The sequence below is a fragment of the Photobacterium alginatilyticum genome (assembly GCF_009910675.1).
GTDB classification, from domain to species: Bacteria; Pseudomonadota; Gammaproteobacteria; order Enterobacterales; family Vibrionaceae; genus Photobacterium; species Photobacterium alginatilyticum.
Map to the genome: position 1 here is coordinate 1 of NZ_RSEJ01000035.1, position 23,845 is coordinate 23,845.

Sequence of the window (23,845 nt, forward strand, 5' to 3'; positions counted from 1 at the left end):
TTCATATCATCTGAATACTTGTACGCTGGAGGGGATCAATAACAAGATAAAACTCATCAAGCGTATGGGATACGGATATCGAGATACGGAATACTTCTTCCTAAAGATAAAAGCAGCTTTCCCCGGAAAGCCGCGATGAACCTTTTTTCTTCGTAGCAACACTGAACCTGTCCGCTTATGCTTCATGCACCATTTTGGTTGAGACAGCAAAGCGGTTCCAGGCATTGATGGCTATGATCTGCATAATGCATTGCGCCAACACATTTTCTCCCAGTAGCGTCAGACACCGCTGGTAGGTTTCGTCCGACAGTCCGTGGTCGGAAATTTTAGTGATCTCGTCTGTCATTGCCAGCACAGCCCGTTCGGTTTCACTAAATAGTGGTGACTCTTCCCATGCCGACAAAGCCAGCAGCCGCTGCTCAGTTTCATTGTGTGCCAAGGCCACAGGCGCATGCATCTGGATACAATAAGCACATTTATTGATCATGGATGCACGGAGCTTGATCAGTTCGCGAAGTGATACCGGAATATCGGTTGTACTCAGGTAAGACTCCACTCCCATCATCGCCTGGACGGCTTTCGGCTGAACGGTGCTGATATCGATGCGTTTTGACATAAGGGTGATCCTCGGTTGTTTTATCGGATTCGATGAACCTGGTGTACCTGCTTTTTCTCGGTTCACCAGGAAAGTGATGTCATTGTGCGCCATTCGACAAATAGATAGAATACAACCAAAATCTGCAATAGTTTTGCATCATACGCAAAGGTTAAATATGCTGGATCTAGCCCGAGTTTTTATCCAGGTCGTCGACTCAGGAAGCTTTTCAAAAGCAGGACAGACACTGAATATGGCCCCGTCTTCCGTTGCCCGAAATATTGACAACCTCGAGCGGCAATTGAATGTCACCCTGTTTAAACGCAGCACCCGCCAATTGCTTCTCACTGAAGAAGGCCAGTATTTTTTGGCCGGAGCAACCAAGCTGATCGAAGATACCGATCAGCTTGTGCTATCTATGAATGCCCTGAATGATGAGCCCAGAGGCACACTGCGGATCTCAGTCTTCGAGAGTTTCGGTAACCTTTGCGTTTGCCCCTATCTGCCCGAGTTTTTGGCTAGGTATCCGCAAGTAAACGTAGAGATCGAGCTCGATAACAAGTTGGTCGATCTCAATGCTGAAAACATTGATGTTGCAATCCGAGTCGGACGGCCGGTTGATAGCAGCTTGAATGCACGCAAACTCATGACCAACCATACGTTACTGTGCGCAGCACCAGCATACTTGGCCCGATACGGCACACCTCAAAAACCGGAAGAGGCCAGCGAACATAATTGCCTATTGCTAAACCATGACAGGCAAAGAAGCTACTGGCATTTTTCGCAAAAAAAACAGCACAAGAAGATCCCGGTCCAGGGTAACCTGACTTCGAAAGGGGGCTCTCCGCTGCTGGCCGCAGCAGAAGGCGGAGCGGGGTTACTGCTGTTATCTAGCTGGATGCTGACAGACGCCCTCAAAGAGGGGCGGCTTGTTCCCGTGCTGCCAGAGTGGCAGGTGATGCAACATGAGCACACCAGCGGGGAAATTTATGCCATCTATCGCGGCGGGAAATACCCCAAACCTCATCTACGCGCCTTCATCGATTTCTTGCTTGAAAAAACTGAACAGCACAGTCTGTATCTGTAGAGAATCTGAACAACAAGCCAAAGCGGATCCACCGCCTTGGCTATAAAGTCGCCTTGGTTAGATTTAGTTTAGTTACGAGTCCTGACTCAGGCTATTTAGAATCGACCGAACCTTTTGCTCATTTTCTTCGTACTCGGTTAACGCCTGAATCACCCTGAGACAATCAGAACTCAATCGATACCGATTGGTATATTGCACATCGGTATAAATCGCTGCTGGAAAATCATCGGGGATGCCCAACGGTTCAATATGACCAGCCGACGGATCCTGGTAATTCCGGTGATGCTTGAGGTTCGGCCAACTGATGATTTCTACCGCCGCCTTGGCAATTCCAACCATCCATCCCTCCTGGACTTCTTGTGGAGAAAGATCGAAGTAACTGTCGGTACTGACATCGGCATCAAGCCAGCTCTGTACAGTGGCCAGATAATGTTGATGGTCATAGTCTTCTATTAATTCGCTGACGGCTGATGAAGACTGAAAGGCAAAAGACGTATTGAGCAGATATAGCTCTGCGAGTGTCATGTTACTCAATGCAGCAAATGCAATATCAAACGCCCTTTCATGTAATCTGGCTTCGACGGCAAGGCGCTGTTTCTCTTCATTCAGACGCTTTTCCTTTAAATGCCGAATCCGATTTTTGCCATCTTCGATCAGCTGCTGTGCCTGCTGCAGGACATCAATTTCGGCTGATGAATAAAGTTCACTGAGATCGGACAAGATTACGTTTTTGATAATATTGGATGCGGTGGTCGCCTTCGCCTGTTTGCTTTTCAAAGCCTGGCTGTTTGCAAAATCGAGCATGATCTACCCCTCAATATCAACACCACGATACCTAAGCTGCCTATACAACAAAGGCATATGGTAAGTGCCAACTAACACCTTTCTTGCAAACCTCTCTGCCGATGGACTCTCCTCTTCACGTTTGACTGTTATCTCTAGTGTAGACAAAAAACTCTATTTTTTAGTGATTTGCCTTTGAAACTAATCACACACAAAAGTATAGGGCACCGCCCCCATCGGGATGAGGTGCCCTGACGGACTCCGTGTATTACCCGGTTAAGGCTTACTCTGATTAAGGCGCGTACTTCGCAAACACTTCGGCTTCTGTCATGTTTTGGGTGTCATTGCTAAAGGCGTAATACTCTGGTTTCTTATCAATAAAGATTTGATGATCCATTTTCATCTGATCCTGCTGATCAAGAATACCAGCCGTAATAATATGCTGACCATTCCCCTTTAATAGGTAGAACAAATGTGTCCCGCACTCCTTGCAAAAAGCTCGCTCGGCCCATTCAGAAGAAACGTAACGACTGACAAACTCTTCACCGTTAATCGTGATTTCAGCCCCGCCGTCAACGGCAAGGAATGGCCCTCCTCCCCATTTACGGCACATCCCGCAATGACATGCTCCGACATGCAAATCAGCGGCTTTCGCTTCAATCGTCACTTTTCCACATAGGCAGCTGCCAGATACCGCTTGTTTCTCACTCATATGTCCTCCTTGTCTTGTTCCATCTTATAAATTATTACCATGATACTGTATATATATACAGCCGCCATTATTCAACTATAGACAAGAATTACTGTGAGCAAGATGCAAGTTTCAAACAGCATTATCCATAACAACTGCCTGCCACCTAGTGCCAGCCGATCTGCCACTCCAAAGAATCGGTTAGCTCTCGCCAGTTAAGCTCATACTCATGTCGGTTAATCACCGCCTCAATAACACAGCGTTTAACCTTATGGTTCTCATCAAACTCAACCTGGGTTACAACAAAATGCCTCTCCCGATGAACGGGATGTACTTTGGTCCATTTGCTATTTAGCAATGCCTTTGGGTGAATACGGTTCATATCAGGATCCCTTTACAGGCCTTTGCTATAGCCAACGCTTCAAACCGACTTTCCGATCATTTGATCGCAGCAATTAACTCATTTCTTTCGATAAAATCGGAAAACGAGATACACGGCATTACCTGCAATCTTTTGATCTGCCTGTCTCTGCCTGATCACAATGTATATCCACTCCCAGTTTCCCCAAAAAAAACACCCTAGCTGCTCGCAAGCAGCTAGGGTGTGACTTATCTAATGAGAGAAAACAGGCAATCGCAGGCTATACCAACAATTTACTGCCCAGCGCCTTGGCCTGTTCGTCATCGACGACCGCCTGCACTGAGATATCCATATCGCTATTCCATTTCAGCGCGTAGGCAGAAACCGCCTCGATACTATCAGACTCGCAAATCGCGACTCCCGTTCCGCTGACCAAATCATGCCAGCGGCCAATCATCTTGATCTCTTCCCCCATCATCGCCTGATCCTGCTCTGTGGTAAGCTGAGAAAAATGAGCCAGCGTCGCATGCAGCTTGCCTTGGTGTAACTGCCAGGTAATTAAAAACGTCATCATCAGTACCTCGTTTTAGCACTGAGGATAAGTATAGATAAGGAGGTGCACGGCCTGTGGCTCAATGCATGCGTCCGATAGGCCTCCAATACAAAAGGCGATTAACACCAACGAGTTAGCCGTTATTTGCAATCAAGAGATCGTCAACTAATAGAGCTATAGGCTCTGTCGATCAATGCTTGCGTCTCTGATACTGGAAGTGCCTTGTCGAAATAGTAACCCTGGGCACAGTCGCAACCGAGCTGTGTTAACAGTTCACGCTGCTCCCGAGTTTCGACCCCTTCAGCAAGCACCTTAACCTGCAGCACGCGGCTCAGCTCAATGATCTGCCGGGTAAATTCACGGTCCAGTTCGGTATTGCAGATATTCTCGATCAGTGTGCGATCCAATTTCAGCTTATCCAGCGACTGGCAGAAAGTACGAATTAAGTTCAGTGATGAGTAGCCAGTGCCAAAATCATCGACCGCAATATTGATCCCGGCACTTTTTAGCTGCGTAATATTGTCCCTCAGCGTACTGATATTCTTTGCTGTTGCCGTCTCTGTGATTTCTATTTCAATCAGCTCAGTCGGACATTGGGTTGTTTTAATAATATTCACAATACGAGAGACAAACGTCGTCATCTCTATTGTTTTAAAGGATATATTGATTGCTATCCGAGGGGTATTTACACCATGCTTTCGCCATTCAACAATTTGTGAACAAACCTGATGAAATACCCACAAGTCAAATTCAAAATGCAAACCAATCTCTTCAGCAATACCCACAAAAATATCCGGAGGAATATTACCCAACTCCGTATGTTGCCAGCGAGATAATGCTTCAAAACCAATAAGCATACCATTGCTCAAATCATATTGGGGCTGAAAATATATCTTGATCTGGTTTTGTTCTATCGCCTGAGGTAACTCTTCAATGATAAGCTTCTTAAATACCAAATCATCTTTCGTCTGTTCCGTCGCCAAGCAATATTTGGAAGTACTGAACTTCTTTGCTTCTCTCATTGCGATTTCAGCCGCCACTTCCATCGCATGATAACTGTCATAAACAGCACTTTCAGCACTGACTCCAATACTAAAAGATTTATTTACCTGATGACCACCATTGAGTTTCAGCGGCATTGCCGCAACATCACAAAGGTGTTTGCAGATATGAACAACATAGGCATCAAAGGATTCGGCTGACAACCCGTTATAATCTTCGACCAATACCCCAAATTTTGCATTGGAATAACGAACCACCAAGCCCCTGTCGTTAATACTTTCCTGTAGCGTTTTCCCCAACACCCATAAATAGTTATCGCCGACATCGAAGCCATAACGAAAATTCATCGTTGAAAAATTATCGACAGAAAAAATAAGCAACGCCAATTTCGGTTTATGCCTTTCAGGGAGACGAAGTAAGTACTCAGCTCGAGAACGTATTGCCCAGCCATTAGGCAGTCCCGTAATCGGATCAACCGATTTATTTTCCAGCACCCGGAAATACAGCTCAAAGACATTCACCTCATCCTTGCTAGCAAGGCATTGCATATCAACCGGCAGTGAATAATGATGTTTGTTTTTCAGCGCAGCTTTGACGGATTTCCTCTGAGCGCTATCAACAACATAAGCAGTAAGTTGTTCATTGCTTATGGTGTGCTGGGTCTTCGCATCAAGAATAGATAAAACACTATGCAATTTGCAGCCTATTATTTCTGACTTCACATATCCAACTTGCTCTGTAAAAACGTCATTACACGCAATTACAATATCATTGTGGATAGTCAGTGCTGGTAATAGCGAATATGCAACATCACTCATCAGTGTACTCGTTAGTATTCTTTTTATTAATATTCTGTGGAACGCAGCCTCAGCATTATTTTCATCATGATACAGGACTTTTTCATTGAGCTGTTGAATATTTTCTCTAATTGATATTAATTTTTTAAGGCCTCAACAACCGCAATCTCCCTTGTATATAACCACTTAAAATATAGGTTAATAGGTCAAACCAGTGTTCAATCTGTATCTAGTAGTTATTATTAATCATACTATTAGAGCGAACAATCCAACGATAGCCTCTATTATCACGAGCTGATTAAACAGAAAAAAGAACGATACCAAAGAAGCGGTAAACTGCTCAGACACGAAAATAACGAACCAGGTGTCAAGGCAATTTCATTTATGAAGAGGGGTAGTAGAAACTTCGCTAATACCTGAATTTTATCAATAAGCTACAAGAACAAACATAAAATAGCGCCTGACAGTATCAGGCACTGGGTATAATCCATAATTTAAGGCTGCACTTGCGCCAACTGCGAATAATCCAGCCATTTCAGGCTGTCTTGCCACCAGTAGGTGGTACGTACAGGTTGCGAGAAATCCAGCGATTCACCGATCAAAGGCGTAACCAGCTCCGTATTATGGACCTCAGCCTCGGCAATCAAGTCATTCACCGGCTCATCCCAACGATGAAGGAACAGCTCGTAAGTAGACCAATGCACCGGAAAGAGCTTTTCGGCCCTGACATCCAGATGAGCCTGCATGGTATGAGCTGCCTGCATATGGCCCCAACCCTCGACCGGGTAGCCTTTGCCGTTCTTCACATTGGCGGCTACTTCGATAAATGACAAATCAAACGGGCCTAGGCGTTCACCGATTTCTTTAAAATGCTCTCCATAGGCCGAATCACCACTGTAGAACACACTCCCGGCATTAGCCTGAATTGCCCATGAGGACCACAAGGTTTTGTTCGAATCAAACAGCCCGCGACCTGAATTGTGGTTGGCTGGTGCCGAAGTAATAGTCACGCTATTAAACTGCTGGCTTTCCCACCAGTCGAACTCTTGAATATTGGTCGCTTTCACGCCCCACTTTTCAAGATGGCGGCCTACTCCGAGCGGCACAAAGAATTTCACATCCGTGTTGGCATAGTATCGCGCTGTGTTCTCTTCCAAATGATCATAATGATCATGAGAAATCAGGATCACATCAGGAACCGGCAGATCCTCTCGGCTAACCGGCGCATCAACATTTCGTTCAAACCAACGGGCAAAAAACGAAGGCGCTGCATAGTCGAATACAGGATCGATCAACAAACGGGTATTGTCGACTTCAACAAACAACGATGAATGGCCCAGCCAGGTAACCCTGAGCGACTGGCTCGACTTGGCAAGCAACTGGGTATCAACCGCCTGAAACTGAAGGCGCTCGGATGGTTTGTACCGGTCACGCTGCATGAAAAACTTCCACATTGTTTTTAGCATGACTTCTTCAGCGCTCATCCTTGGCAGGTGAGAAACCACTTTACCATCAATAAATTGCGGCGAGCTTGCAATGCGCTCCTGTCTAAGATCTTCACTTCGAACAGCATCGACATCAACCTTGTCGCTACCGCTGACAGCAATTCCAAGCGCTGCCAACACAGCGACCATAGATGCTTTTAATGTTGTGTTCATTGCTTCGCTAGCCTCAAAAGTAAACGATGGTGTATACTTTTAATCTTAACGGGAATCGTGTAAAAGTAAACACACTCGTTTACTTTTTTGTTCATCAATGGTGCTGAAATGGTTAAAGTCGCTGAAATAAAACAAGAAAATATTATTCTTGCTGCAATTGATATTTTCACTGAAAAAGGACTGGAGCAGGCGAGTATGGAAGCCATTTCAAAAAAGGCAGAAGTCTCAAAGCGTACGCTCTACAAGTACTACCCAACCAAGGAAAGCTTATTTAATGCCATTATTGAGCGCATGCTCTCCAATGTTGCAGGGATCACTCAAACTCCCTTCAACCCTGACGAACCAGTTAAGGTCCAGCTCACCGCTATCGCTCGGAAGGAAGTCGAACTCCTATGCTGCCCGCATTTTATCTCGCTGGCCAGAATGGTGTTATCTGAATGTATGCGTTCAACTGACTCGGCATCGCTCATGATGAAGAAAGTTCAACAGCTAGAGGGGTTCAAAGGGCTGAGCAAGTGGATCGAAGCGGGTGTTTCAGCAGAAGTACTTGATATCCGCTACCCGGATATTGCTTCTGAGCAATTTATGGCAGCCCTGAAATCCATCGTTTTCTGGCCACAGATACTTGTTCACCTCCCCCCTGCCAGCCAACATGAAAGGGAAATTGCAATAGAAATGGCCGTCGCACAATTTCTCAGTGCCTATCTCAAAGACAGCTAACTTAGATATAAATAACCAGATCAGCAATGGTCTGGTTATTTTATAAAAATAAAATACTTGTTGGGAAAAATGCACAACCGAACAAACTCGAAACAATTTACTCATATTTCGAAAATTTTCATTGGGTACGAGTACAGTAAAAGCTTTCAATAAATATTCACAGCTGAGCAATCAATATAATTCTTAATTACAAAAAACATACCCCTATATAATATATGGGTATATGATAATTTATATATCTGCGAATATTTGATCTGCCTTCAACTTATTTTGACAAATATGTAGATATGCTCCCAGACCATGGGAGTTGCGTACTGTATCCTCGGCACAAAATCGATATTGAATAAATGCTCTTTTGGCATTACAGACTCAGTTGTCATCGACTCCATGATCGGATTTAGCATTGCTGCTATCCCCCTGATCATCAATGAAAACTCATACCTCTAACCTATATCGTTATCTCTTAAGACCCTACCTATAGCTTTCTTAAGAAATAGCCATTCAACCAGGTCATCATAAGGAGTGTAAGCTTGAAGCTCACAATTAGAAACAAGGCAATACTAGCTACAGTAACTGCAGCTTTAGTGATCATCACTGTGATGGGTGCGTATTCCTTTAATTCAAGCTGGAACATTCTTATCGACAAAACGTTCCAGCGCGAATTACCCGCAGTGTTAGGCGAAGTGAGCAATGATTTAAATGCTCAGCTCAATGTTCCCGTTACAGCCTCGCAAGTCATCGCCTTATCCCCTTTATTTATAAACTATTACAACAACTCATCAAAACAAGAAATAGCCACATACCTTTCCGACGTTAGAACAGAATTTAATGCTATCACCTCTTATTTTATTTCCGCCGACGACTACACCTACTATACGCCAGCCGGTATTTTGAAAACGATGAGTGATACCGCCCCTGGCGATCAGTGGTTTCACCAGTTTATGAAATCTAACAAGCCGTTCGAGCTATCTATTGATACCGAAGGTGCCACGGGCATACCTACAATGTTCGTTAACTATGCCGTAATGAACAATGGACGGCGAATTGGTGTCGCCGGTATCGGACTCACCCTCGACAAGGTGACCGAGCTTATTAGCCAATTCCGTATCGGCGAAAGCGGCATTGTTTTTCTGGTCGATGATCAGGGCATTATCAAAGTGCACCCGCAAAAACAGCTGGTTGGACAATCTCTCTCTACACTCGGGATACATGATTTTAGTACCTTGCTAGGTACCGAAAAATCCACAGTTCGCGAACTGGATATTGCCGGTAGCCCGCAGATAGTCGGTGGCAAGGCCTTACCGGGCATAGGCTGGACGCTGATCACCCAGGTGCCGAGACACGAAGTATTGGCCTACCTCAGTAGCTTTAGTTTCAACATGATTGTTATGGGACTGGTGATTGCCGCCATCTTTATTCCTCTGTCTGCCTGGTCAATCAACCGACTGCTTTCACCCTTTGTTCATGTGGCCCAGCTGCTGGAAAATATCGGCAAAGGAGGCGGTGATCTAACCCAGCGGCTCGATGATTCACGCCATGACGAAGTCGGGCAAATTGCCCGGGGGTATAACCAGTTTGTGCAGTACCTAAGCCAGTTGCTCCAGAATGTGTCCGATACCGGAAAAGAAATTTCAGCATCGATTGAGAATGTTGACCAGCTTGCCTGCTCTATGGAACAGGAAATCAAGCAACAAACCAGCAAGATAGAGCAAGTGGCTACGGCAATACACGAAATGGGAGCCAGTTCTGACGAAGTTGCCCAGAATGCGGATGGCGCTGCAAACAGTGCGGCCTCAGCCTCCGAAGCAATATCTACAGGCCATCAATCTGTTACTGCCACCTACGAGAGTGTTGAAAACATGAACAAGCAGCTGAGCGACACCGACGAGGTCGTAGCCCAGCTTGCTCAGGATGCTAATTCCATCGATACCGTACTTGATGTGATTAGCGGTGTCTCAGAACAAACCAACCTATTGGCGCTCAATGCTGCCATAGAGGCTGCACGAGCCGGCGAGCAGGGGCGCGGCTTTGCTGTTGTTGCCGACGAAGTCAGAACCCTGGCCTCCAGAAGCCAGAGCTCGACAGAAGAGATCCGTGTCATTATTGATAAGCTGCAAAAACGCACCGATGCGGTGGTCAATGCGATAGCAACCAGTGCTGAGCTGGGCAAAAACTGTCAGACAGAAGCCTCTCACTCTGAGCAGCAACTCACGGCAATTTCTACCAACGTCAGCGAGATGAATGCCATCAACATGCAAATCGCTTCTGCCACCAGCCAGCAGTCGAGTGTGATTAATGAGATCTCTCCCCATGTCACCAGCATTGCAGAAATCGCACGCCAAAGTGATGCCATGGTTGAGCAGACCGCAAGAGACTGCCACCAGCTAAAACAAAAAGCCGATCACCTCTCCGGCCTGGTCAGTCAGTTTAAGTTTTAATCCCTAAACGACATGCTTTAGATATAAGAAAGCCCCCCAACATTGTGGGGGGCAGAGATTCATTCGGGCAGGGTTAACAAGCGACAGAACAACGCTCAAAACAGCCGATAGTTACTTCTTGTTCCGTAATTCGGCCATGCCATCAACGCTGGATTTCGCGACTGTCTTGCCGATTTCACTCAGATCCGCTGCGTCCTCGTCATAATTGAAAAAATAAACCATCGCGTTACCGAAAATAGCAATGGTACAACAGGCCATCACTATCATCGGAATTATGCCCAATATGTTCAATTCCATTAGGACAAAACTAACCAGCATTACAATGGCATTCATGGCCATTGCGAATAACTTCTTTTTCTTATATTGCGTCATTATCAAACCTCGGTGCTTTTTCGCACTCTTCATTACCTAGCAACTAATATTTTGAGATCAATAAGTTAAAGTCAGCATCTCGCAATCTATAGGCAATGAATACCATATCGGTTTTACGCAAATGTAGACTCGGCTCTCATTTGTCGGCTCTCCTCTATGTCATCTGCCTTCATTTCTCGGCTAAAAAACGTCAGATACAGACACGGGATTACTATCAATACGACTGGCAATGAAAACAACAAGCCATAACCTAGTGTGAGCGACATAGGCCCCATATAGACATCGGTCCCGCCAATTCCATAAGCCAGAGGAAGCAACCCAACAACCGTTGTCATTGATGTCAGCACTATCGGCCGCAAACGGCTTGTCGAAGCGTCGACTATCGCTTCAAGCACAACGTTACCTTCCGCTCTTAGCTCATTGATTCGGTTAATCAACACCAGGGAGTTATTCACCACCACCCCGGTCATGCCAAGAACACCAATAAGCGCAAACAGTGACAATGGCTGCATGTGGACAAACAGTGCCATCAATGAAGAGACAATGGCAAACGGGATCACCGCCATCACCAGCATTGGCTGTAACAATGAACCGAACATCACTGCCAGAACGAAATAAATACCAATAATGGCCGCCGGAAAGGCAACAACGAAGCCACTCATGGTTTCATTGGTACTCTCGGCCTCACCACCGATTTCAAGCTTTACTGAGGCTGGCATTTTACCTTCAAGAGCCTGTGTTAGCGTTTGGCTAATCATATTTGGCGTCAGCGCCTGATCTGTAATTTGCGCCGTTACGATAACCTGACGTTCGCCATTGTAATGCTGGATCTGACGAGGAACGTCAATTCGCTCGACTTTCGCCAATCGGCTGAGTGGTACCTGCGCACCGTTTGCCGTATAGATCTTCGTTGTACTCAGACGTTGAATGTTCCGGTATTCCGCATCCATGAGAACACGCATATCAACTTCCTGATCACCCAACCAGGTTGATGTTACCGTCTCACCTTCAAAGGCAATTCGCAGCGTCGTTGCCAGATCAGAGACGGTCAGATTATAACGAGCCAACCATTCATACTGAGGAACAATTTGTAACTGAGGATCTTTCAAGGCTTCGCTGTTAGTCACCTTGTTCAGACCTGATTGCTGGTTAAGCCAGTCAGTTACCAGCACCACGGCTTCTTCACGCTCTGATTGGTTACCACCTAGCACCCGTACTTCAACCGGCTCGCCCGGGGGAGGGCCACCGGCATCAATCGACAGCTTGACGAAGGACAGCTCATCCACAGTCTCTAGCTGGTGATTTAACTCAACAAGGATCTCTTCGGCACTGCGTTCACGCTGCTCAAAACTCGATAACACAATCAACCCCGATGTCGCAGGGCTGCTATAGGTCAGCTGATAGCTCACCAATTCATTTTCTGATAATGCTTCAATAGCCTGCTCAAGCTGGAAATGTGCTGCTTTGACATCTTCCAGAGGTGTCCCCGGCGTTACCTCGGTATAAACCTCAATATATTTTGCTGCCTCAGACGGGAAAATATCCAGCTTCAGTGTCGTTGCCAGCCAACCGCTGATACCCAGCATCAGCATTGCCACCAACAACACGCTCTTTTTATAATTCAGGCAGCATGACAGTAACCGAGTGTATACCGATATGACGGTCTGGAAGCGATCAGGGCGAAGTTCGCGACAAGACACTTTCTGCTTAGTTTCCTTCAGTGAGTTGGCCAAATGTGCCGGCAAAGTAAACGTACATTCAGATAACGAGAACAACAGCGCGGCAATCACCGTTAAGGGGATCACAATAACCGCCTTGCCCATGGTACCGGGAATAAAGAACATCGGAATAAACACCAGGGCAGTGGTTGTCAGGCTTGCCATAATCGGCTTTATCACCTTGCGGGTTCCGTCAATAGCGGCTTCCAGTGCCCTTTTACCCTTTTCTTTCTCCTGATAAATACTCTCGGCAATAATCACGGAATCGTCCACAATAATGCCGATCACCAGCAGCAGTGCCGATAAGGTGATACTGTCGAGGTTCATACCTAAGACGGGCAAAATAGCCATCACCCCCAGTACACAAAACGGAATAGAGACCGACACCCAAAACGCAATTTGACGCTTGAGGATCAAACTCAGCACCAACAACACCAATATCAGCCCGATCCCACCGTTGATCGAGACAATCGAGAACTTGTCGCTCATGTCATCAGCCAAGTTCAAACCAAGTTCAAAGCGATACTGATCGCCTAAACGCTGCTGCTCGGCATTGATCAACGCCTTAATGCTATCAACCGTGGCGATAATGTCAGCCCCGGCACCATTCGTCACACTGAACAAAATAGCCGACTGGCCGTTGATCACCGCTTTTTCGGTTGCTTTCTCGAAGGTGTCGGTCATCGTGGCAATATCTGACAGGCGAACTAGCCCCCCGGTTGGCAACACTTTGATCACCAGTTGCCCCAGCTCTTCGACTGACTGAATTTGTGTCATGGTGACAATGCGCTGCTCACTGTCCCAGGATTCCACTACTCCGCCAGACAGCGACAGGTTACGGCTGTTCACCGCATTAATTACATCATCAAAGGTCAATTGGTAACGGCTGACCTTTTCAGGATCCACTTCAATCCAGAACTCTCTTTCGCTAAAGCCAGTCATAGTTACGCTGCCTACGCCGGAAAGGCCTTTTAATGACTTTTCCAGCGTTCGCGCATATGGCTGCAGACTGGCATAATCCCCGTCATGGCTGACGCCAAACGTCAGCACTTCAAACGAGGATGTGCTGCGCTGTTCGACAACTGGCGGGTTGGTAATATCCTTGGGTAAACTCTTAACGCGATCCACCGCTTGCTGGATATCCCGCAGCACTTTGGTGATATCAGCGGCTTCATCCACCTCTATGGAGATATAAGACAGGCCTTCCGTTGACTGCGACGTATATTTCCTGATCCCCTGAACGGACTTAAGCTCTTTTTCAATTTGGTTGGTAATGTTCAGCTCAATATCCTGCGCCGTCGCCCCCGGATATTGGGTTGTGATCTCCACTTCTTCAAAAGCAATATCCGGCAACTCCTGGAGCTTCAGCATGCTCAAAGAGGCCATACCGACCATTAATACCATCACCGTCAAGATACGGGCGAGAAAGCTCCTGCGAGCAAAATAGGCAATAAATCCCTGCATGATCCTGACCTTTAAGGTTGAGTGTTAGATGCGGTAAGGTTGTCAGCCGATGTTGTCGATGCATGGATCGACATCCCTGGCTTGAACAGGTGATCGGGGTTGTTGATTTCCACCTCGACAGGATAGGCAAAGGTAGCCGGATCAAGTTCCACACCGATACGCTTAATCGAAGAGCGGACTTTGAGTTCGGGATTCGCTTCTGCCCAGATTTCAATCTGCTGCCCAACACGGAGTTTTCCGATGTCATATTCGCTAGCTAACAAGCGTACGTTCAGTACATCAATATTGACGACCTGGTACAGCAAGTCCCCCTGGTTAACCCAGGCACCGTCTTCAACAGAGCGGTTAACAATATAGCCATTCATGTCGGCACTGATCCGGGTGTACCCTAAATCCAACCGGGCTTTCTGTAATTCAATTTGAGCCAGTGCTACTGTCGCCTTGGCTGCACCCAAGTCTGCCGCCGCAATATCAAGCTCATTCTGTGAAAGGCTGTTTTTGTTTCTCAGCTCTCGATACCGGTTATAGAGAGACTGTTTGATGGTCAAATCGGCCTCAACCAAAGCAAGGTTGGCTTCTTGCTTGCTGATCTCAAGTTCAAAGTCCTGGGCCTTAATGTTGGCAAGCACACTGCCAACCGACACTAATGCCCCGGTCTCAAGTTCTGATACTTCAACTGTACCGCTAACTTCAGAAACCACATTGGTCATGTTTTTACTTCTGGTGTGGCCGATAAGCTCAACCGCAAACGAAGAGGTTGATAGCAAGGCTCCGATTAACCCCATTGCAACCAAGTTATGTTTCATGGCAATAACCCTCAATTGTCTATTGAGTAAAGTTTGAGGGCGAGAATGTCGAGTTTTTGTCAATAACGGTGATTGACAAAATTTCGACAAAAAGTTGCTACCATAGAAGCCAGAAAACAGAGACCAGATAACATTCACTTCCGAAACTCCCGAGGTAACATGCTGACCAACAAACAGATATTAATCGTTGAAGATAATGACGAGTTACAAGGTATTCTGGCTGACTTCCTGGAAGTGAAGGGGGCAGAAGTTGATTTTGCCGCCAATGGGGAAAGGGGTCTCAAACTTGCGCTCGAGAACGAGTTCGATGCCATTATTCTTGACGTAATGATGCCCAAAAAAGACGGATTGCAAGTCGCAAGAGAGCTTAGGGGACAAGGGTGTACAACACCAATCTTGATGCTGACGGCCCTGAACGGCAAAGAAGATTTGCTCAACGGCTATCAGAGCGGTATCGATGACTTTGTGACCAAGCCTTTTGATTTTCAGGAACTGGAGGTCCGTCTCGGGGCTATTATCAAACGCTATCGCGGAGAAGTCGCCAGCTCCATCATTCAATTCGGCGACTTGAAAATTGACCAAAACTCGCACCGGGTGACTCGTGAGAGTGTCGAGTTAACCGTCACCCCGGTGATGTACCAAATTCTAACCATGCTCGTCAAAGCTGCGCCCGAGGTTGTCTCGCGCGAAACACTTATCCATGCCATCTGGGGCGATGATTCACCCGATAAAGATCTCCTGCGCGGTCATATCTATTTACTTCGAAATGTACTGGATAAGCCATTCGACAAAGCTATGTTGGTCACAGTGCCGAAATTTGGCTTTCGACTGGAAGAATAATCAAGATGTTCAAGTCCTTTCACGGCAACACGATTAAGCACGTCAAAGCGAGATTACTTTTAATTTTCTCAATCATCGCATTGGTTTCGTCTTTTTTGGTCTTTTTTCCTTTCTCTATGTATTTGGTGATCAATGAAGATAACCAGATAGGTAAGCATTTGGCATCCTTTGAACACATTGCCACTGAGCACTACACTCTGATACAAGATGACTTCGCCCAGCTCAGTCCGCATGTAAGCGCCTACTACAGCGAAACCGCACTGCCAGAAAGAGTCAAGGCGCTAATGCCCTTTAAAGAAAATGGTATCACCCGGCATCGTTCGTATTTCGCGGATGGTTTCGTCGTTTTCCACTCAACTTTCACCGATATTCAGGGAAATGAAACGCCGCTCTATCTGACGATCGACGCACGGGCTATCGAATTTGGCGATGACGGCTGGCACGTACTAATGCTTATATCGTTTGCACTAATAGTGTTTTTAATTACGTTCTTGCGCTACTCCCTACAACGGATGTTCGATGGGTTAATGTCACCCGTCACCGAACTTAGCCACCAGCTACAACACAATCATAATGACGAGTTTTCAGTCTCGGAGCGTTCGATTGACGAGTTGCAAACCCTCACCAAGCACTTGAATGAATACAAGCAAATGAAAGAACGCCTCGCCAGACAGGAGCTGATGTTCGCCAAATATGCCAGCCACGAGCTAAAAACCCCCATCGCCATCGTGCTTGGTGCCGCTAACCTCCAGGGAATGAAAGACGATCCGGTTTTTCAGGCCAAGCAACGGGACCGCATTCTCGTCGCAGCCACCAACATGCATGCCACTGTGGAGGTTCTGCTCAGTATTGTTAAACAAGAAAATGCCAGCGAAGCGGGCACCATGAGAGTTGTCACTGAAAATGAGATTCCGCTGGATAAGTTCCGGACCAAACTCAAAGACGGCGTAGAGCTAAACCTTGCACTCGAACCCAAAACCCAGCTCAATCTGCCCGAGCCGGTGCTGGCAATGATCCTCAAAAACCTGATTAATAATGCAATTCGCTTTACCCGGCAGGGACAAATCACAATCCATATCGACAGCCATACCATCAGCGTGACCGATACCGGATGTGGCCTGACTGGCAGCACCGAAACCGAGCACGGTCTCGGCCTCCTTATTGTCAAACGTTTGTGCCAAAGCTATGGCTGGGACTTTGAGCTAAAGTCAAACCCGGAGCGGGGGTGCACGGCGCAATTGTGTTTACATCCAACCTCCAAGCACTGCGCTACTCATATTGGCTTATAACCAAAAAAAGCCAGCCTGACGGCTGGCAAAGGTTGGCTCGAACAGATAACACTTCAACGTTTTGTTGTGCCGTCTAAGGCGCAGAATTATCGACATTCAGTACCAGGCCACCGGCAAAGTCATCTGTGGCAACCACCGAGTAGACACCGCCGTCCTCGATCGTTGCCATGGCTTCGACAGCTGGCGTAAAGGTATCATCGCTGGCTAGGATCACTGCCAGGAAATAAGTGCCGGCAGGCACGATTAAGGTATCGGTACCCTTAAAATCAACCCCTTTGAGGACAGCCGTTGTCTCATCAAATACGCCATCAGCCGAGGCATGAATATCAACCAGGCCGAGGTCTCCGGCTGTCGGACTGGCATGTACTACCCGCAGTTTGCTATACAGAGCGACAGAGCGCAGGTCTTCTTCGATAACCAATGGCTCGATGGTTGAATCAGTAATACTGTTCAGTTTACCGACGGCATAAATACTGGTCGTAGTGCCCGCTTCAAAGCTGGTGTCCGGCGCTTCAATAACGACGAGACTGTTGTCAATGGATGCAGCCACAGTCAAATCGTAAGTGTCTGCGGCAAGATCCAGGCTACGGAACTCCCTAAAAGCAATCAAAGTGAGGCCGTCAACTGGCTCATCAGAAGCCAGTACATCCACTTCTGGCGCATCATCAACAGCATGTACCACTCTCACAGCTGCTTTTTCTTCTTTGTTTCGCAAGACTGTTACACCCTGTCCGTCAGCGACCAAAAGGTTTACTGGCGAAACTGCACCACCGTCCACATTCGGTACTGCCGTAATCATCAAGTCACTGCCCCCCGCCAGTTTTAGATCGCCACTATCGAAAACGACGTCTTTCTCGCCAGCCAGAGTAACCCGGATTCGATAGGTCTTGGCTTCAACAGTGACAGGCAACGCCAAATCGTCAACCTTGAACTCCAGTCCGCCAACTGCAGGTTGTGCTTCGTCGATACTCTCTTCCGTCGTCAGATAGATATCTACGCCTGGTACATCAGGGTGTGCATGCAGAACATCAATACGTATTTCACCCGCTCCCGGCCCAATGCTCTCACGACTCAGCACAACAGCTTCAATAGCCGCAGCATTGTTAAGCGCAATAACGTCGTATTGCATATCTGGCGCAAAATCCAGATTAGCCCCAATCACCTCAACTTTCTCATCGCCGGGAAGCAATGCCTCGACACCGACGTTGTAAGCACCTTCCTCAAGATTCAAAAATCCACTTGCCACCTGATAATCCACTTCTTCCAGTCCGCCAACCATTTTGCCATTTAGCGTGATTGCAACCAGAGGTGCATCGCTACTGGCGTGAGTCACGCGTAACTGGGGCTCATCTTCAAGCAAACAACCCGATAATAAAAATGCCGAACCTAACACTAACGCTAACGAATTGGCTTTCATTCGAATACCCTCTTCCTGTTCATTGTTGGTCGGGAATAATTACGAACAAGGCAATTCAATCGATCATAAAAGCCAGGAAAAATTCTGGTTTAAGATGCTAGGCCAATCATTTCACAGAGTTTTTTATTGCAGTCATCTGATTGCTCATTTGCTGCGTAGTTAATTAAAAAGAAAACCTGGAGATGCCTGTGCCGAAGAGACCGTATCATTCATATACTCTGCCCGTTCTGACTACGACCGAGCACCTTCTGCCGCTAACCAAGCAGCAAATCAGCGGCAACGGGGCACTGTTTAGCCAAACGATCCTCGAGGCAACTCGCGCAGGAGGAATATGGATTGTAATGCAAGACAGCAACGGCGAAGTCGCAGACAAAGCAGGAGACATAGTGACATTCGCCAGTATCGATTGTGTTGACTGGCTCTCCGGAGACCAGGTTCAGGTCTCTCTTGATCTGCCCCAGTGGGGAGCCGTTGATACCGAACAGAATAAAACTCCCGGCCGCTATCTCTCTGCCAGCTTGTTCCCTTTGTGGCATTGCAGCCATAAGCTTAGTACCACAGACCGGCTTGTGGTTCAGCTCCGGCAGTGGCAAAAAGAATACGCTCACCAAGGGCCAGCGAATGATCCCGGGCTTACCGACTACGAGGATCCATGCTGGCTTTGCTGGCGTTGGTTGGAAGTACTGCCCCTGCCTGTTCATACCAAGCAAAGACTACTGAAGCAACCGGGGCCAAACTCCAGCCTTCGTTATCTCAAAAAAATGATCCGCCAAAGTGATCTTTATGCCGAGTTATTGCGTTAGTCAGATATCGATCCCATGCTTGCAGTAGAACGATGATAAAAATCAGTCGATGTACTCACTCCGAGAAGATCAAGGAGCCTATGCTCAACGAAGAATCGCCCGCTATTGATGTGGCATCACTGTTGTTCAATATTGCTAACTTGCGATGTAAACAGAGTTACGAAAAGCTGTTTGTTATGCTCGCTCCCAAGTTACTCAACTTTTCGCGTAAACAGTTGAGGGATGATGCCATGGCAATGGAAGTCGTCCAGGAAACCATGCTCAAGATCTGGTTAAAAGCTCACCTCTATGACGAATCCAAAGGTGCGGCGCTAACCTGGATCTATTCTGTTGCCCGTAACGTCAAATTCGATTTGCTACGTAAATCCAAGCATCAGAATGACTGGATTCAGGGAGATGATCTCTGGCCGACACTCAGCGAAGAACAGGATCCCGATCGCCTTCCCAAAGAGTTTCATGCCATTGTTACTCGCGAGCTTAAGGAGCTCGTCAACACTCTCCCTCCTGCCCAGGCAGAAGTTGTCAGGCTTATCTGTTTACAAGGTGCGTCACATCAGGATGTAGCTGACGCATTAGGCGTACCACTAGGTACCATAAAAAGCCGGCTTCGGTTAGCACTACAGAAAATGAAGGAGGCATTGGATGACTGATATCCGTTTTCACCCAAACGATGACATATTGACATGCTACGCGGCTGGCGATCTAGAACCGGCAACAAGCATAATGCTGAGCGCCCATTTGGAGCTATGCAGCCACTGTCGCGCCCGTGTTGCCGAGCTTGAAGATGCCCAGGCACAGAAAATGGCGTTGGTGCCATCGGAGCCATTATCAGAAGAACTCAACGACCTGCTTGATACTATTTTGCGCCACCCGGATCTACCACGGGACGAAGTTGCAGAAGCCACAAAGGCGCATATTGAAATTAACAGTAAGCAGTTCATGCTGCCTAGGGCTCTGCAGCAGCACGATGAGCAAATTGGCCCCTGGAGCCGTCTGCCCGGCAACATTAAACGCGCCCATGTCGCTACCGGCGGTCACAGCAAGATGAACTTCATCTACATGGATTGTAATAGCGCCCTGCCGCAGCATACGCATCAAGGACTTGAAATCACCCTGGTGCTTGCAGGCGAATTTATGGACGAGCACGCCACCTATAAACCCGGTGACTTTATCGTCCAGACCTCGGAACACCGGCATGCACCCAAAACTCGGGCGGATCAGGACTGCCTCTGCCTGACGCTTCTCGATGCACCGCTGCACTTCACAACCGGGCTTGCGACTTTGCTCAACCCGTTTAGCCAACTGTTCTTCCGCTAAGTTAAGTCTGCCTGCTCTGATACTGCTCATTTCACAGACCTCCAATTGCCAGTTCACTATACAACTGGTAATTGGAGCTTATAAACAACTACATCATTAAGATTGATTAGAATATAGTCAATTAGGTTTTTTACTCTAAACCTCTCCCATACACTGGATTTTGCATTCCTTCGGGATGTTAGTACCGAACTATTACGCGAAGCTAGCGTCCGCTATTGGTACAAAAGGCCTCTTCCCTCCATCACTAACCAACCTATTGAAGAGGCCTTCTTCTACTGCAGTCTAACCAGACTCTGTTCCAAAACTGCTACCTCAGCGGCTGCCAATAACTATCAAGCCATGTACACTCAGGGTTATTGTTATAAAACAGCAGTATAAGGATAAAACATGCTCCGCATTGAAAGTAAAGAGCGACCACATTGGCGGACGCTTGCCAAAGAATATGGCTTCGGCTTTCATAGCATGTACGATCAACCCTATTGGGACGAAACCGCCTACTATCAGTTTACACTCGAGCAGATCGAGCGGGATCTGGAAGATCCCACCGAGGAAATTCACCAGATGTGTCTCGAAATCGTCGATACCGTTATCCGTGATGAATACTGGCTGCGGCGATTTCAAATTCCCGAGTCTATGTGGCAGAACGTCCTCGACTCCTGGCAACGAAAGGAGCCCTCGCTCTACTCTCGGCTTGATTTTGCCTACGACGGCAAGGGACACGCCAAGCTTTATGAAAACAATGCCGATACGCCGACCTCTCTCTACGAAACCGGCTTTTGGCAATGGTTATGGCTGGAAGATCTGGTCAAAAACGGCTCGATAAGGCGCGATGCCGATCAGTTCAACCTGCTCCAGGAACTGTTGATGGGGCGCTTTCAGGAACTGGCCAGCCGCCAGCCGGGCCAGACCCTGCATTTTTCCTGCTGCAAAGATACTGAAGAAGACCGCGGCACCGTCCAATACATGGAAGACTGTGCCAAAGAAGCCGGGCTCTCGACTGCCTTTGTCCATGTTGAAGATATTGGCCTGAACGGCAGAGGCGAGTTTACCGATCTGAAAGACAGACCGATCCGCTGGATGTTCAAGCTCTACCCGTGGGAGTTTATGTTTCGCGAGGAATACGGCAACAAACTGGCTGGGGCCAACGTCAACTGGCTGGAACCGATGTGGAAGTCAGTCTTGAGCAACAAGGCGTTGCTGCCGATGCTGTGGAAAAAGTTTGAAGGTCACCCCAACCTGTTGCCCGCCTATTTCCCCGATGACCGCAAGCTCGGCAACCTGCAAGATTATGTCATCAAGCCGATTTTTGCCCGAGAAGGTGCCAACATTGAAATCGTCCAGGCAGGTCGGCAGACTCTGCGAACCGAAGGCCCCTATGGCGATGAAGGCGTGATCTACCAAGCCTATCACCCGCTGCCAAAGTTTGGCGACTATTACACCCTGATTGGCAGCTGGCTGGTTAATGACAAAGCCGGCGGGATCTCAATTCGGGAAGATACCTCACGTGTCACCCAGGACATGTCACGCTATCTGCCGCATGTGATTTTGTAACTGTTCTCGGTAACTCACCTCAATAACAATTAGCGAGCCGGTAGAGCAATATCGTTCAATACTGGCCCGCACCGCTCAATTTACCCTGAGAACTCTTTTTCATCTCGGGGTTTTATAATGTTTTCAGTTTTCTCCTCAATGATTGTCTTTGCCTTGGTTGGCGCGGTATCACCCGGCCCGGTCAATATTATCGCTGCCAGTACCGGGGCGCAGTCAGGTTACCGCAAAACACTGTCTCATGTGTTAGGCGCCACTATCGCATACGCTTTGATTGTCTTTCTCTGTGGCCTGAGCCTTGAACTGGTATCGACACTGCTACCCGAAATAATGGGTATTATGCGACTATTGGGAGGCGGATTCCTGCTCTATATGGGCTTCAAAATTGCCACCGCAACCGGCATAGGAAAGCAAGACCGACAATACTATACCCCGCCAACCTTTATCGAAGGCGCTTTATCACAAGCCCTCAATCCCAAGGCATGGTTAGTCGCCATATCAGGTATCAGCTTATTTGTATTAAACCACTCGCCCACAGTGCTATATTTATTCTGCTTTACAGCGATTTCGTTTATCGCCTGCTTCGCGGGCGTATCGGTATGGGCGGCGGCAGGGGATTACATCGGCCACTACCTATCAACGACCAGAAGACAAAACGTCTTCAATATTACTATGGGCACACTCTTGAGTGGATCTGTCATCTCCATGCTGTTGGGGCTTTAGGGAAAGAAGAAAACAGAGAAAGGAAAGTGCAATGAAGCAAGACGATTCGGTTTTTCTGACTCAATGTCAAACGCTGCCTTGGGTCGAAATCCGCCAGGCCTCTCAAACCCGCGCCTGTTATCACTCTCACTCACATGACGAGTTCTCTTTCGGTGTGATTGACAGCGGTTCAGCACAATACATCAACCAAAAGGTCAACAATCGTATCGGCATTACCAATACCGTAACGATCAATCCCGGCGATATTCACTCATGCAACCCTGAAATCGGCGAGTGGTCTTATCGAATGCTGTTTGTCGAGACCAGCTGGATAGGACAGCTTCAATCTGAACTATTCAACCGAGATGGCGCGGATTATCACCCTTTCCTAAATCATTACGAAACAGCGCCGGATCTCTACCATCATTTTGACTCTCTATATCAAGCGCTAATCAATGAACCTAACCCGCTTACCGCCGAGAGTGAATTAATCCTGTATTTGGCGCGCTGTTTCGATATCCATAAGGCCAAGGTCCCCAAGCGAGAACAACAGCCTCTGCCCCATCTGAGCCGAGTAAAGGAAATGTTGCTCGACCAACTTGATAGCAACCTTCCGCTGGAAGAGCTGGCTACAGAGGCAGGTCTTAGCCGCTATCATCTGATCCGGAAATTTAACCAGGTATATGGCCTATCTCCCCACGCGCTACAGTTGGATGCAAGAGTCAAAAAAGCCAAGGCATTGCTCAAAGCCGGAAATACATTGGCAGAAACATCGGCGCAACTCGGCTTTGCCGATCAGGCACACTTCCAACGTCATTTCAAAAAGCGCCTAGCAGTAACCCCCAAGCAGTACCAGTCGTTTTTTGTATGATCTGCTTGGATAG

At 47.4% G+C, this 23,845-nt stretch carries 23 protein-coding genes; 12 read left to right on the plus strand and 11 right to left on the minus strand.

Annotation, left to right across the window (positions count from 1 at the left end; all coding sequences use genetic code 11):
* A partial coding sequence (locus EIZ48_RS24515) for a transposase (protein WP_160652717.1) occupies window positions 1-139 on the plus strand: 139 nt, incomplete at its 5' end.
* A 36-nt stretch (window positions 140-175) separates the two neighbouring features.
* Here EIZ48_RS24515 and EIZ48_RS24520 read toward each other — a convergent pair.
* The gene (locus EIZ48_RS24520) at window positions 176-616 is read right to left on the minus strand and encodes a carboxymuconolactone decarboxylase family protein (protein ID WP_160657554.1); all 441 of its coding nucleotides are present in this window, start codon (window positions 614-616) and stop codon (window positions 176-178) included.
* 157 nt (window positions 617-773) lie between these two features.
* Between EIZ48_RS24520 and EIZ48_RS24525 the strand changes: the two genes are divergently transcribed.
* The gene (locus EIZ48_RS24525) at window positions 774-1,682 is read left to right on the plus strand and encodes a LysR family transcriptional regulator (protein WP_160657556.1); all 909 of its coding nucleotides are present in this window, start codon (window positions 774-776) and stop codon (window positions 1,680-1,682) included.
* A 72-nt stretch (window positions 1,683-1,754) separates the two neighbouring features.
* Here EIZ48_RS24525 and EIZ48_RS24530 read toward each other — a convergent pair whose 3' ends face one another.
* The 6 genes from EIZ48_RS24530 to EIZ48_RS24555 form a co-directional block, all read right to left on the minus strand.
* Window positions 1,755-2,486, minus strand: a complete 732-nt coding sequence (locus EIZ48_RS24530) for a hypothetical protein (RefSeq protein WP_160657557.1) — start codon at window positions 2,484-2,486, stop codon at window positions 1,755-1,757.
* 271 nt (window positions 2,487-2,757) lie between these two features.
* Entirely contained in the window at window positions 2,758-3,177 is a 420-nt protein-coding gene (locus EIZ48_RS24535) for a GFA family protein (RefSeq protein ID WP_160657559.1), read from the minus strand.
* Between the two features lie 145 nt (window positions 3,178-3,322).
* On the minus strand, window positions 3,323-3,538 hold the full coding sequence (locus EIZ48_RS24540) for a TIGR02450 family Trp-rich protein (RefSeq protein WP_160657560.1): 216 nt from the start codon (window positions 3,536-3,538) through the stop codon (window positions 3,323-3,325).
* 259 nt (window positions 3,539-3,797) lie between these two features.
* On the minus strand, window positions 3,798-4,091 hold the full coding sequence (locus EIZ48_RS24545) for a DUF3303 domain-containing protein (protein ID WP_240153086.1): 294 nt from the start codon (window positions 4,089-4,091) through the stop codon (window positions 3,798-3,800).
* Between the two features lie 140 nt (window positions 4,092-4,231).
* A complete protein-coding gene (locus EIZ48_RS24550; protein ID WP_160657562.1) occupies window positions 4,232-5,890 on the minus strand; it encodes a putative bifunctional diguanylate cyclase/phosphodiesterase in 1,659 nt (552 codons plus the stop codon).
* 473 nt (window positions 5,891-6,363) lie between these two features.
* Window positions 6,364-7,527 carry an MBL fold metallo-hydrolase gene (locus EIZ48_RS24555; protein ID WP_160657564.1) on the minus strand — a complete coding sequence of 388 codons (1,164 nt, stop codon included), beginning with the start codon at window positions 7,525-7,527 and terminating at the stop codon, window positions 6,364-6,366.
* 108 nt (window positions 7,528-7,635) lie between these two features.
* Between EIZ48_RS24555 and EIZ48_RS24560 the strand changes: the two genes are divergently transcribed.
* Window positions 7,636-8,247: a TetR/AcrR family transcriptional regulator gene (locus tag EIZ48_RS24560; protein ID WP_160657566.1), complete on the plus strand. Its 612-nt coding sequence runs from the start codon at window positions 7,636-7,638 to the stop codon at window positions 8,245-8,247.
* A 530-nt stretch (window positions 8,248-8,777) separates the two neighbouring features.
* Window positions 8,778-10,685, plus strand: coding sequence for a methyl-accepting chemotaxis protein (locus EIZ48_RS24565; RefSeq protein ID WP_240153087.1), 1,908 nt, complete (start codon window positions 8,778-8,780; stop codon window positions 10,683-10,685).
* A 111-nt stretch (window positions 10,686-10,796) separates the two neighbouring features.
* On the opposite strand, the gene EIZ48_RS24570 is transcribed toward EIZ48_RS24565, so the two are convergent.
* From EIZ48_RS24570 to EIZ48_RS24580, 3 genes are all read right to left on the minus strand, one after another.
* Window positions 10,797-11,057: a DUF454 domain-containing protein gene (locus tag EIZ48_RS24570; RefSeq protein ID WP_160657568.1), complete on the minus strand. Its 261-nt coding sequence runs from the start codon at window positions 11,055-11,057 to the stop codon at window positions 10,797-10,799.
* Window positions 11,058-11,170: 113 nt separating this feature from the next.
* Window positions 11,171-14,239 carry an efflux RND transporter permease subunit gene (locus EIZ48_RS24575; RefSeq protein WP_160657571.1) on the minus strand — a complete coding sequence of 1,023 codons (3,069 nt, stop codon included), beginning with the start codon at window positions 14,237-14,239 and terminating at the stop codon, window positions 11,171-11,173.
* Between the two features lie 11 nt (window positions 14,240-14,250).
* Window positions 14,251-15,045: an efflux RND transporter periplasmic adaptor subunit gene (locus EIZ48_RS24580; RefSeq protein WP_160657574.1), complete on the minus strand. Its 795-nt coding sequence runs from the start codon at window positions 15,043-15,045 to the stop codon at window positions 14,251-14,253.
* Between the two features lie 159 nt (window positions 15,046-15,204).
* Here EIZ48_RS24580 and EIZ48_RS24585 point away from each other — a divergent pair, with 159 nt between their 5' ends.
* Window positions 15,205-15,885 (plus strand): response regulator transcription factor, encoded by a 681-nt coding sequence (locus EIZ48_RS24585; protein WP_160657576.1) that lies wholly within the window; start codon window positions 15,205-15,207, stop codon window positions 15,883-15,885.
* A 5-nt stretch (window positions 15,886-15,890) separates the two neighbouring features.
* Window positions 15,891-17,174, plus strand: a complete 1,284-nt coding sequence (locus EIZ48_RS24590; protein WP_160657579.1) for a sensor histidine kinase — start codon at window positions 15,891-15,893, stop codon at window positions 17,172-17,174.
* Between the two features lie 73 nt (window positions 17,175-17,247).
* Here EIZ48_RS24590 and EIZ48_RS24595 read toward each other — a convergent pair whose 3' ends face one another.
* A complete protein-coding gene (locus EIZ48_RS24595) occupies window positions 17,248-18,591 on the minus strand; it encodes a DUF4397 domain-containing protein (protein ID WP_160657582.1) in 1,344 nt (447 codons plus the stop codon).
* Between the two features lie 188 nt (window positions 18,592-18,779).
* On the opposite strand from EIZ48_RS24595, the gene EIZ48_RS24600 reads away from it, so the two are divergent.
* From EIZ48_RS24600 to EIZ48_RS24625, 6 genes are all read left to right on the plus strand, one after another.
* Window positions 18,780-19,394: a hypothetical protein gene (locus tag EIZ48_RS24600; RefSeq protein ID WP_160657585.1), complete on the plus strand. Its 615-nt coding sequence runs from the start codon at window positions 18,780-18,782 to the stop codon at window positions 19,392-19,394.
* 80 nt (window positions 19,395-19,474) lie between these two features.
* Window positions 19,475-20,044 (plus strand): sigma-70 family RNA polymerase sigma factor, encoded by a 570-nt coding sequence (locus tag EIZ48_RS24605; RefSeq protein ID WP_160657588.1) that lies wholly within the window; start codon window positions 19,475-19,477, stop codon window positions 20,042-20,044.
* Window positions 20,037-20,711 (plus strand): ChrR family anti-sigma-E factor, encoded by a 675-nt coding sequence (locus tag EIZ48_RS24610; RefSeq protein ID WP_160657590.1) that lies wholly within the window; start codon window positions 20,037-20,039, stop codon window positions 20,709-20,711. Before EIZ48_RS24605 ends, EIZ48_RS24610 begins: the two co-directional genes overlap by 8 nt.
* A gap of 387 nt (window positions 20,712-21,098) precedes the next feature.
* Window positions 21,099-22,262, plus strand: a complete 1,164-nt coding sequence (locus EIZ48_RS24615; RefSeq protein ID WP_160657593.1) for a glutathionylspermidine synthase family protein — start codon at window positions 21,099-21,101, stop codon at window positions 22,260-22,262.
* Between the two features lie 117 nt (window positions 22,263-22,379).
* On the plus strand, window positions 22,380-22,982 hold the full coding sequence (locus tag EIZ48_RS24620; protein ID WP_160657596.1) for a LysE family translocator: 603 nt from the start codon (window positions 22,380-22,382) through the stop codon (window positions 22,980-22,982).
* A 31-nt stretch (window positions 22,983-23,013) separates the two neighbouring features.
* Window positions 23,014-23,832 (plus strand): AraC family transcriptional regulator, encoded by an 819-nt coding sequence (locus EIZ48_RS24625; protein ID WP_160657599.1) that lies wholly within the window; start codon window positions 23,014-23,016, stop codon window positions 23,830-23,832.
* The last annotated feature ends 13 nt before the right edge of the window (window positions 23,833-23,845 follow it).

Coding starts and splice junctions, on each gene's coding strand:
- EIZ48_RS24530 (WP_160657557.1), bottom strand. CDS start 2,486: ATGCTCGATTTTGCAAACAGCCAGGCTTTGAAAAGCAAACAGGCGAAG.
- EIZ48_RS24545 (WP_240153086.1), bottom strand. CDS start 4,091: ATGATGACGTTTTTAATTACCTGGCAGTTACACCAAGGCAAGCTGCAT.
- EIZ48_RS24575 (WP_160657571.1), bottom strand. CDS start 14,239: ATGCAGGGATTTATTGCCTATTTTGCTCGCAGGAGCTTTCTCGCCCGT.
- EIZ48_RS24570 (WP_160657568.1), bottom strand. CDS start 11,057: ATGACGCAATATAAGAAAAAGAAGTTATTCGCAATGGCCATGAATGCC.
- EIZ48_RS24540 (WP_160657560.1), bottom strand. CDS start 3,538: ATGAACCGTATTCACCCAAAGGCATTGCTAAATAGCAAATGGACCAAA.
- EIZ48_RS24595 (WP_160657582.1), bottom strand. CDS start 18,591: ATGAAAGCCAATTCGTTAGCGTTAGTGTTAGGTTCGGCATTTTTATTA.
- EIZ48_RS24525 (WP_160657556.1), top strand. CDS start 774: ATGCTGGATCTAGCCCGAGTTTTTATCCAGGTCGTCGACTCAGGAAGC.
- EIZ48_RS24610 (WP_160657590.1), top strand. CDS start 20,037: ATGACTGATATCCGTTTTCACCCAAACGATGACATATTGACATGCTAC.
- EIZ48_RS24555 (WP_160657564.1), bottom strand. CDS start 7,527: ATGAACACAACATTAAAAGCATCTATGGTCGCTGTGTTGGCAGCGCTT.
- EIZ48_RS24625 (WP_160657599.1), top strand. CDS start 23,014: ATGAAGCAAGACGATTCGGTTTTTCTGACTCAATGTCAAACGCTGCCT.
- EIZ48_RS24535 (WP_160657559.1), bottom strand. CDS start 3,177: ATGAGTGAGAAACAAGCGGTATCTGGCAGCTGCCTATGTGGAAAAGTG.
- EIZ48_RS24590 (WP_160657579.1), top strand. CDS start 15,891: ATGTTCAAGTCCTTTCACGGCAACACGATTAAGCACGTCAAAGCGAGA.
- EIZ48_RS24520 (WP_160657554.1), bottom strand. CDS start 616: ATGTCAAAACGCATCGATATCAGCACCGTTCAGCCGAAAGCCGTCCAG.
- EIZ48_RS24585 (WP_160657576.1), top strand. CDS start 15,205: ATGCTGACCAACAAACAGATATTAATCGTTGAAGATAATGACGAGTTA.
- EIZ48_RS24620 (WP_160657596.1), top strand. CDS start 22,380: ATGTTTTCAGTTTTCTCCTCAATGATTGTCTTTGCCTTGGTTGGCGCG.
- EIZ48_RS24560 (WP_160657566.1), top strand. CDS start 7,636: ATGGTTAAAGTCGCTGAAATAAAACAAGAAAATATTATTCTTGCTGCA.
- EIZ48_RS24605 (WP_160657588.1), top strand. CDS start 19,475: ATGCTCAACGAAGAATCGCCCGCTATTGATGTGGCATCACTGTTGTTC.
- EIZ48_RS24580 (WP_160657574.1), bottom strand. CDS start 15,045: ATGAAACATAACTTGGTTGCAATGGGGTTAATCGGAGCCTTGCTATCA.
- EIZ48_RS24550 (WP_160657562.1), bottom strand. CDS start 5,890: ATGAGTGATGTTGCATATTCGCTATTACCAGCACTGACTATCCACAAT.
- EIZ48_RS24615 (WP_160657593.1), top strand. CDS start 21,099: ATGCTCCGCATTGAAAGTAAAGAGCGACCACATTGGCGGACGCTTGCC.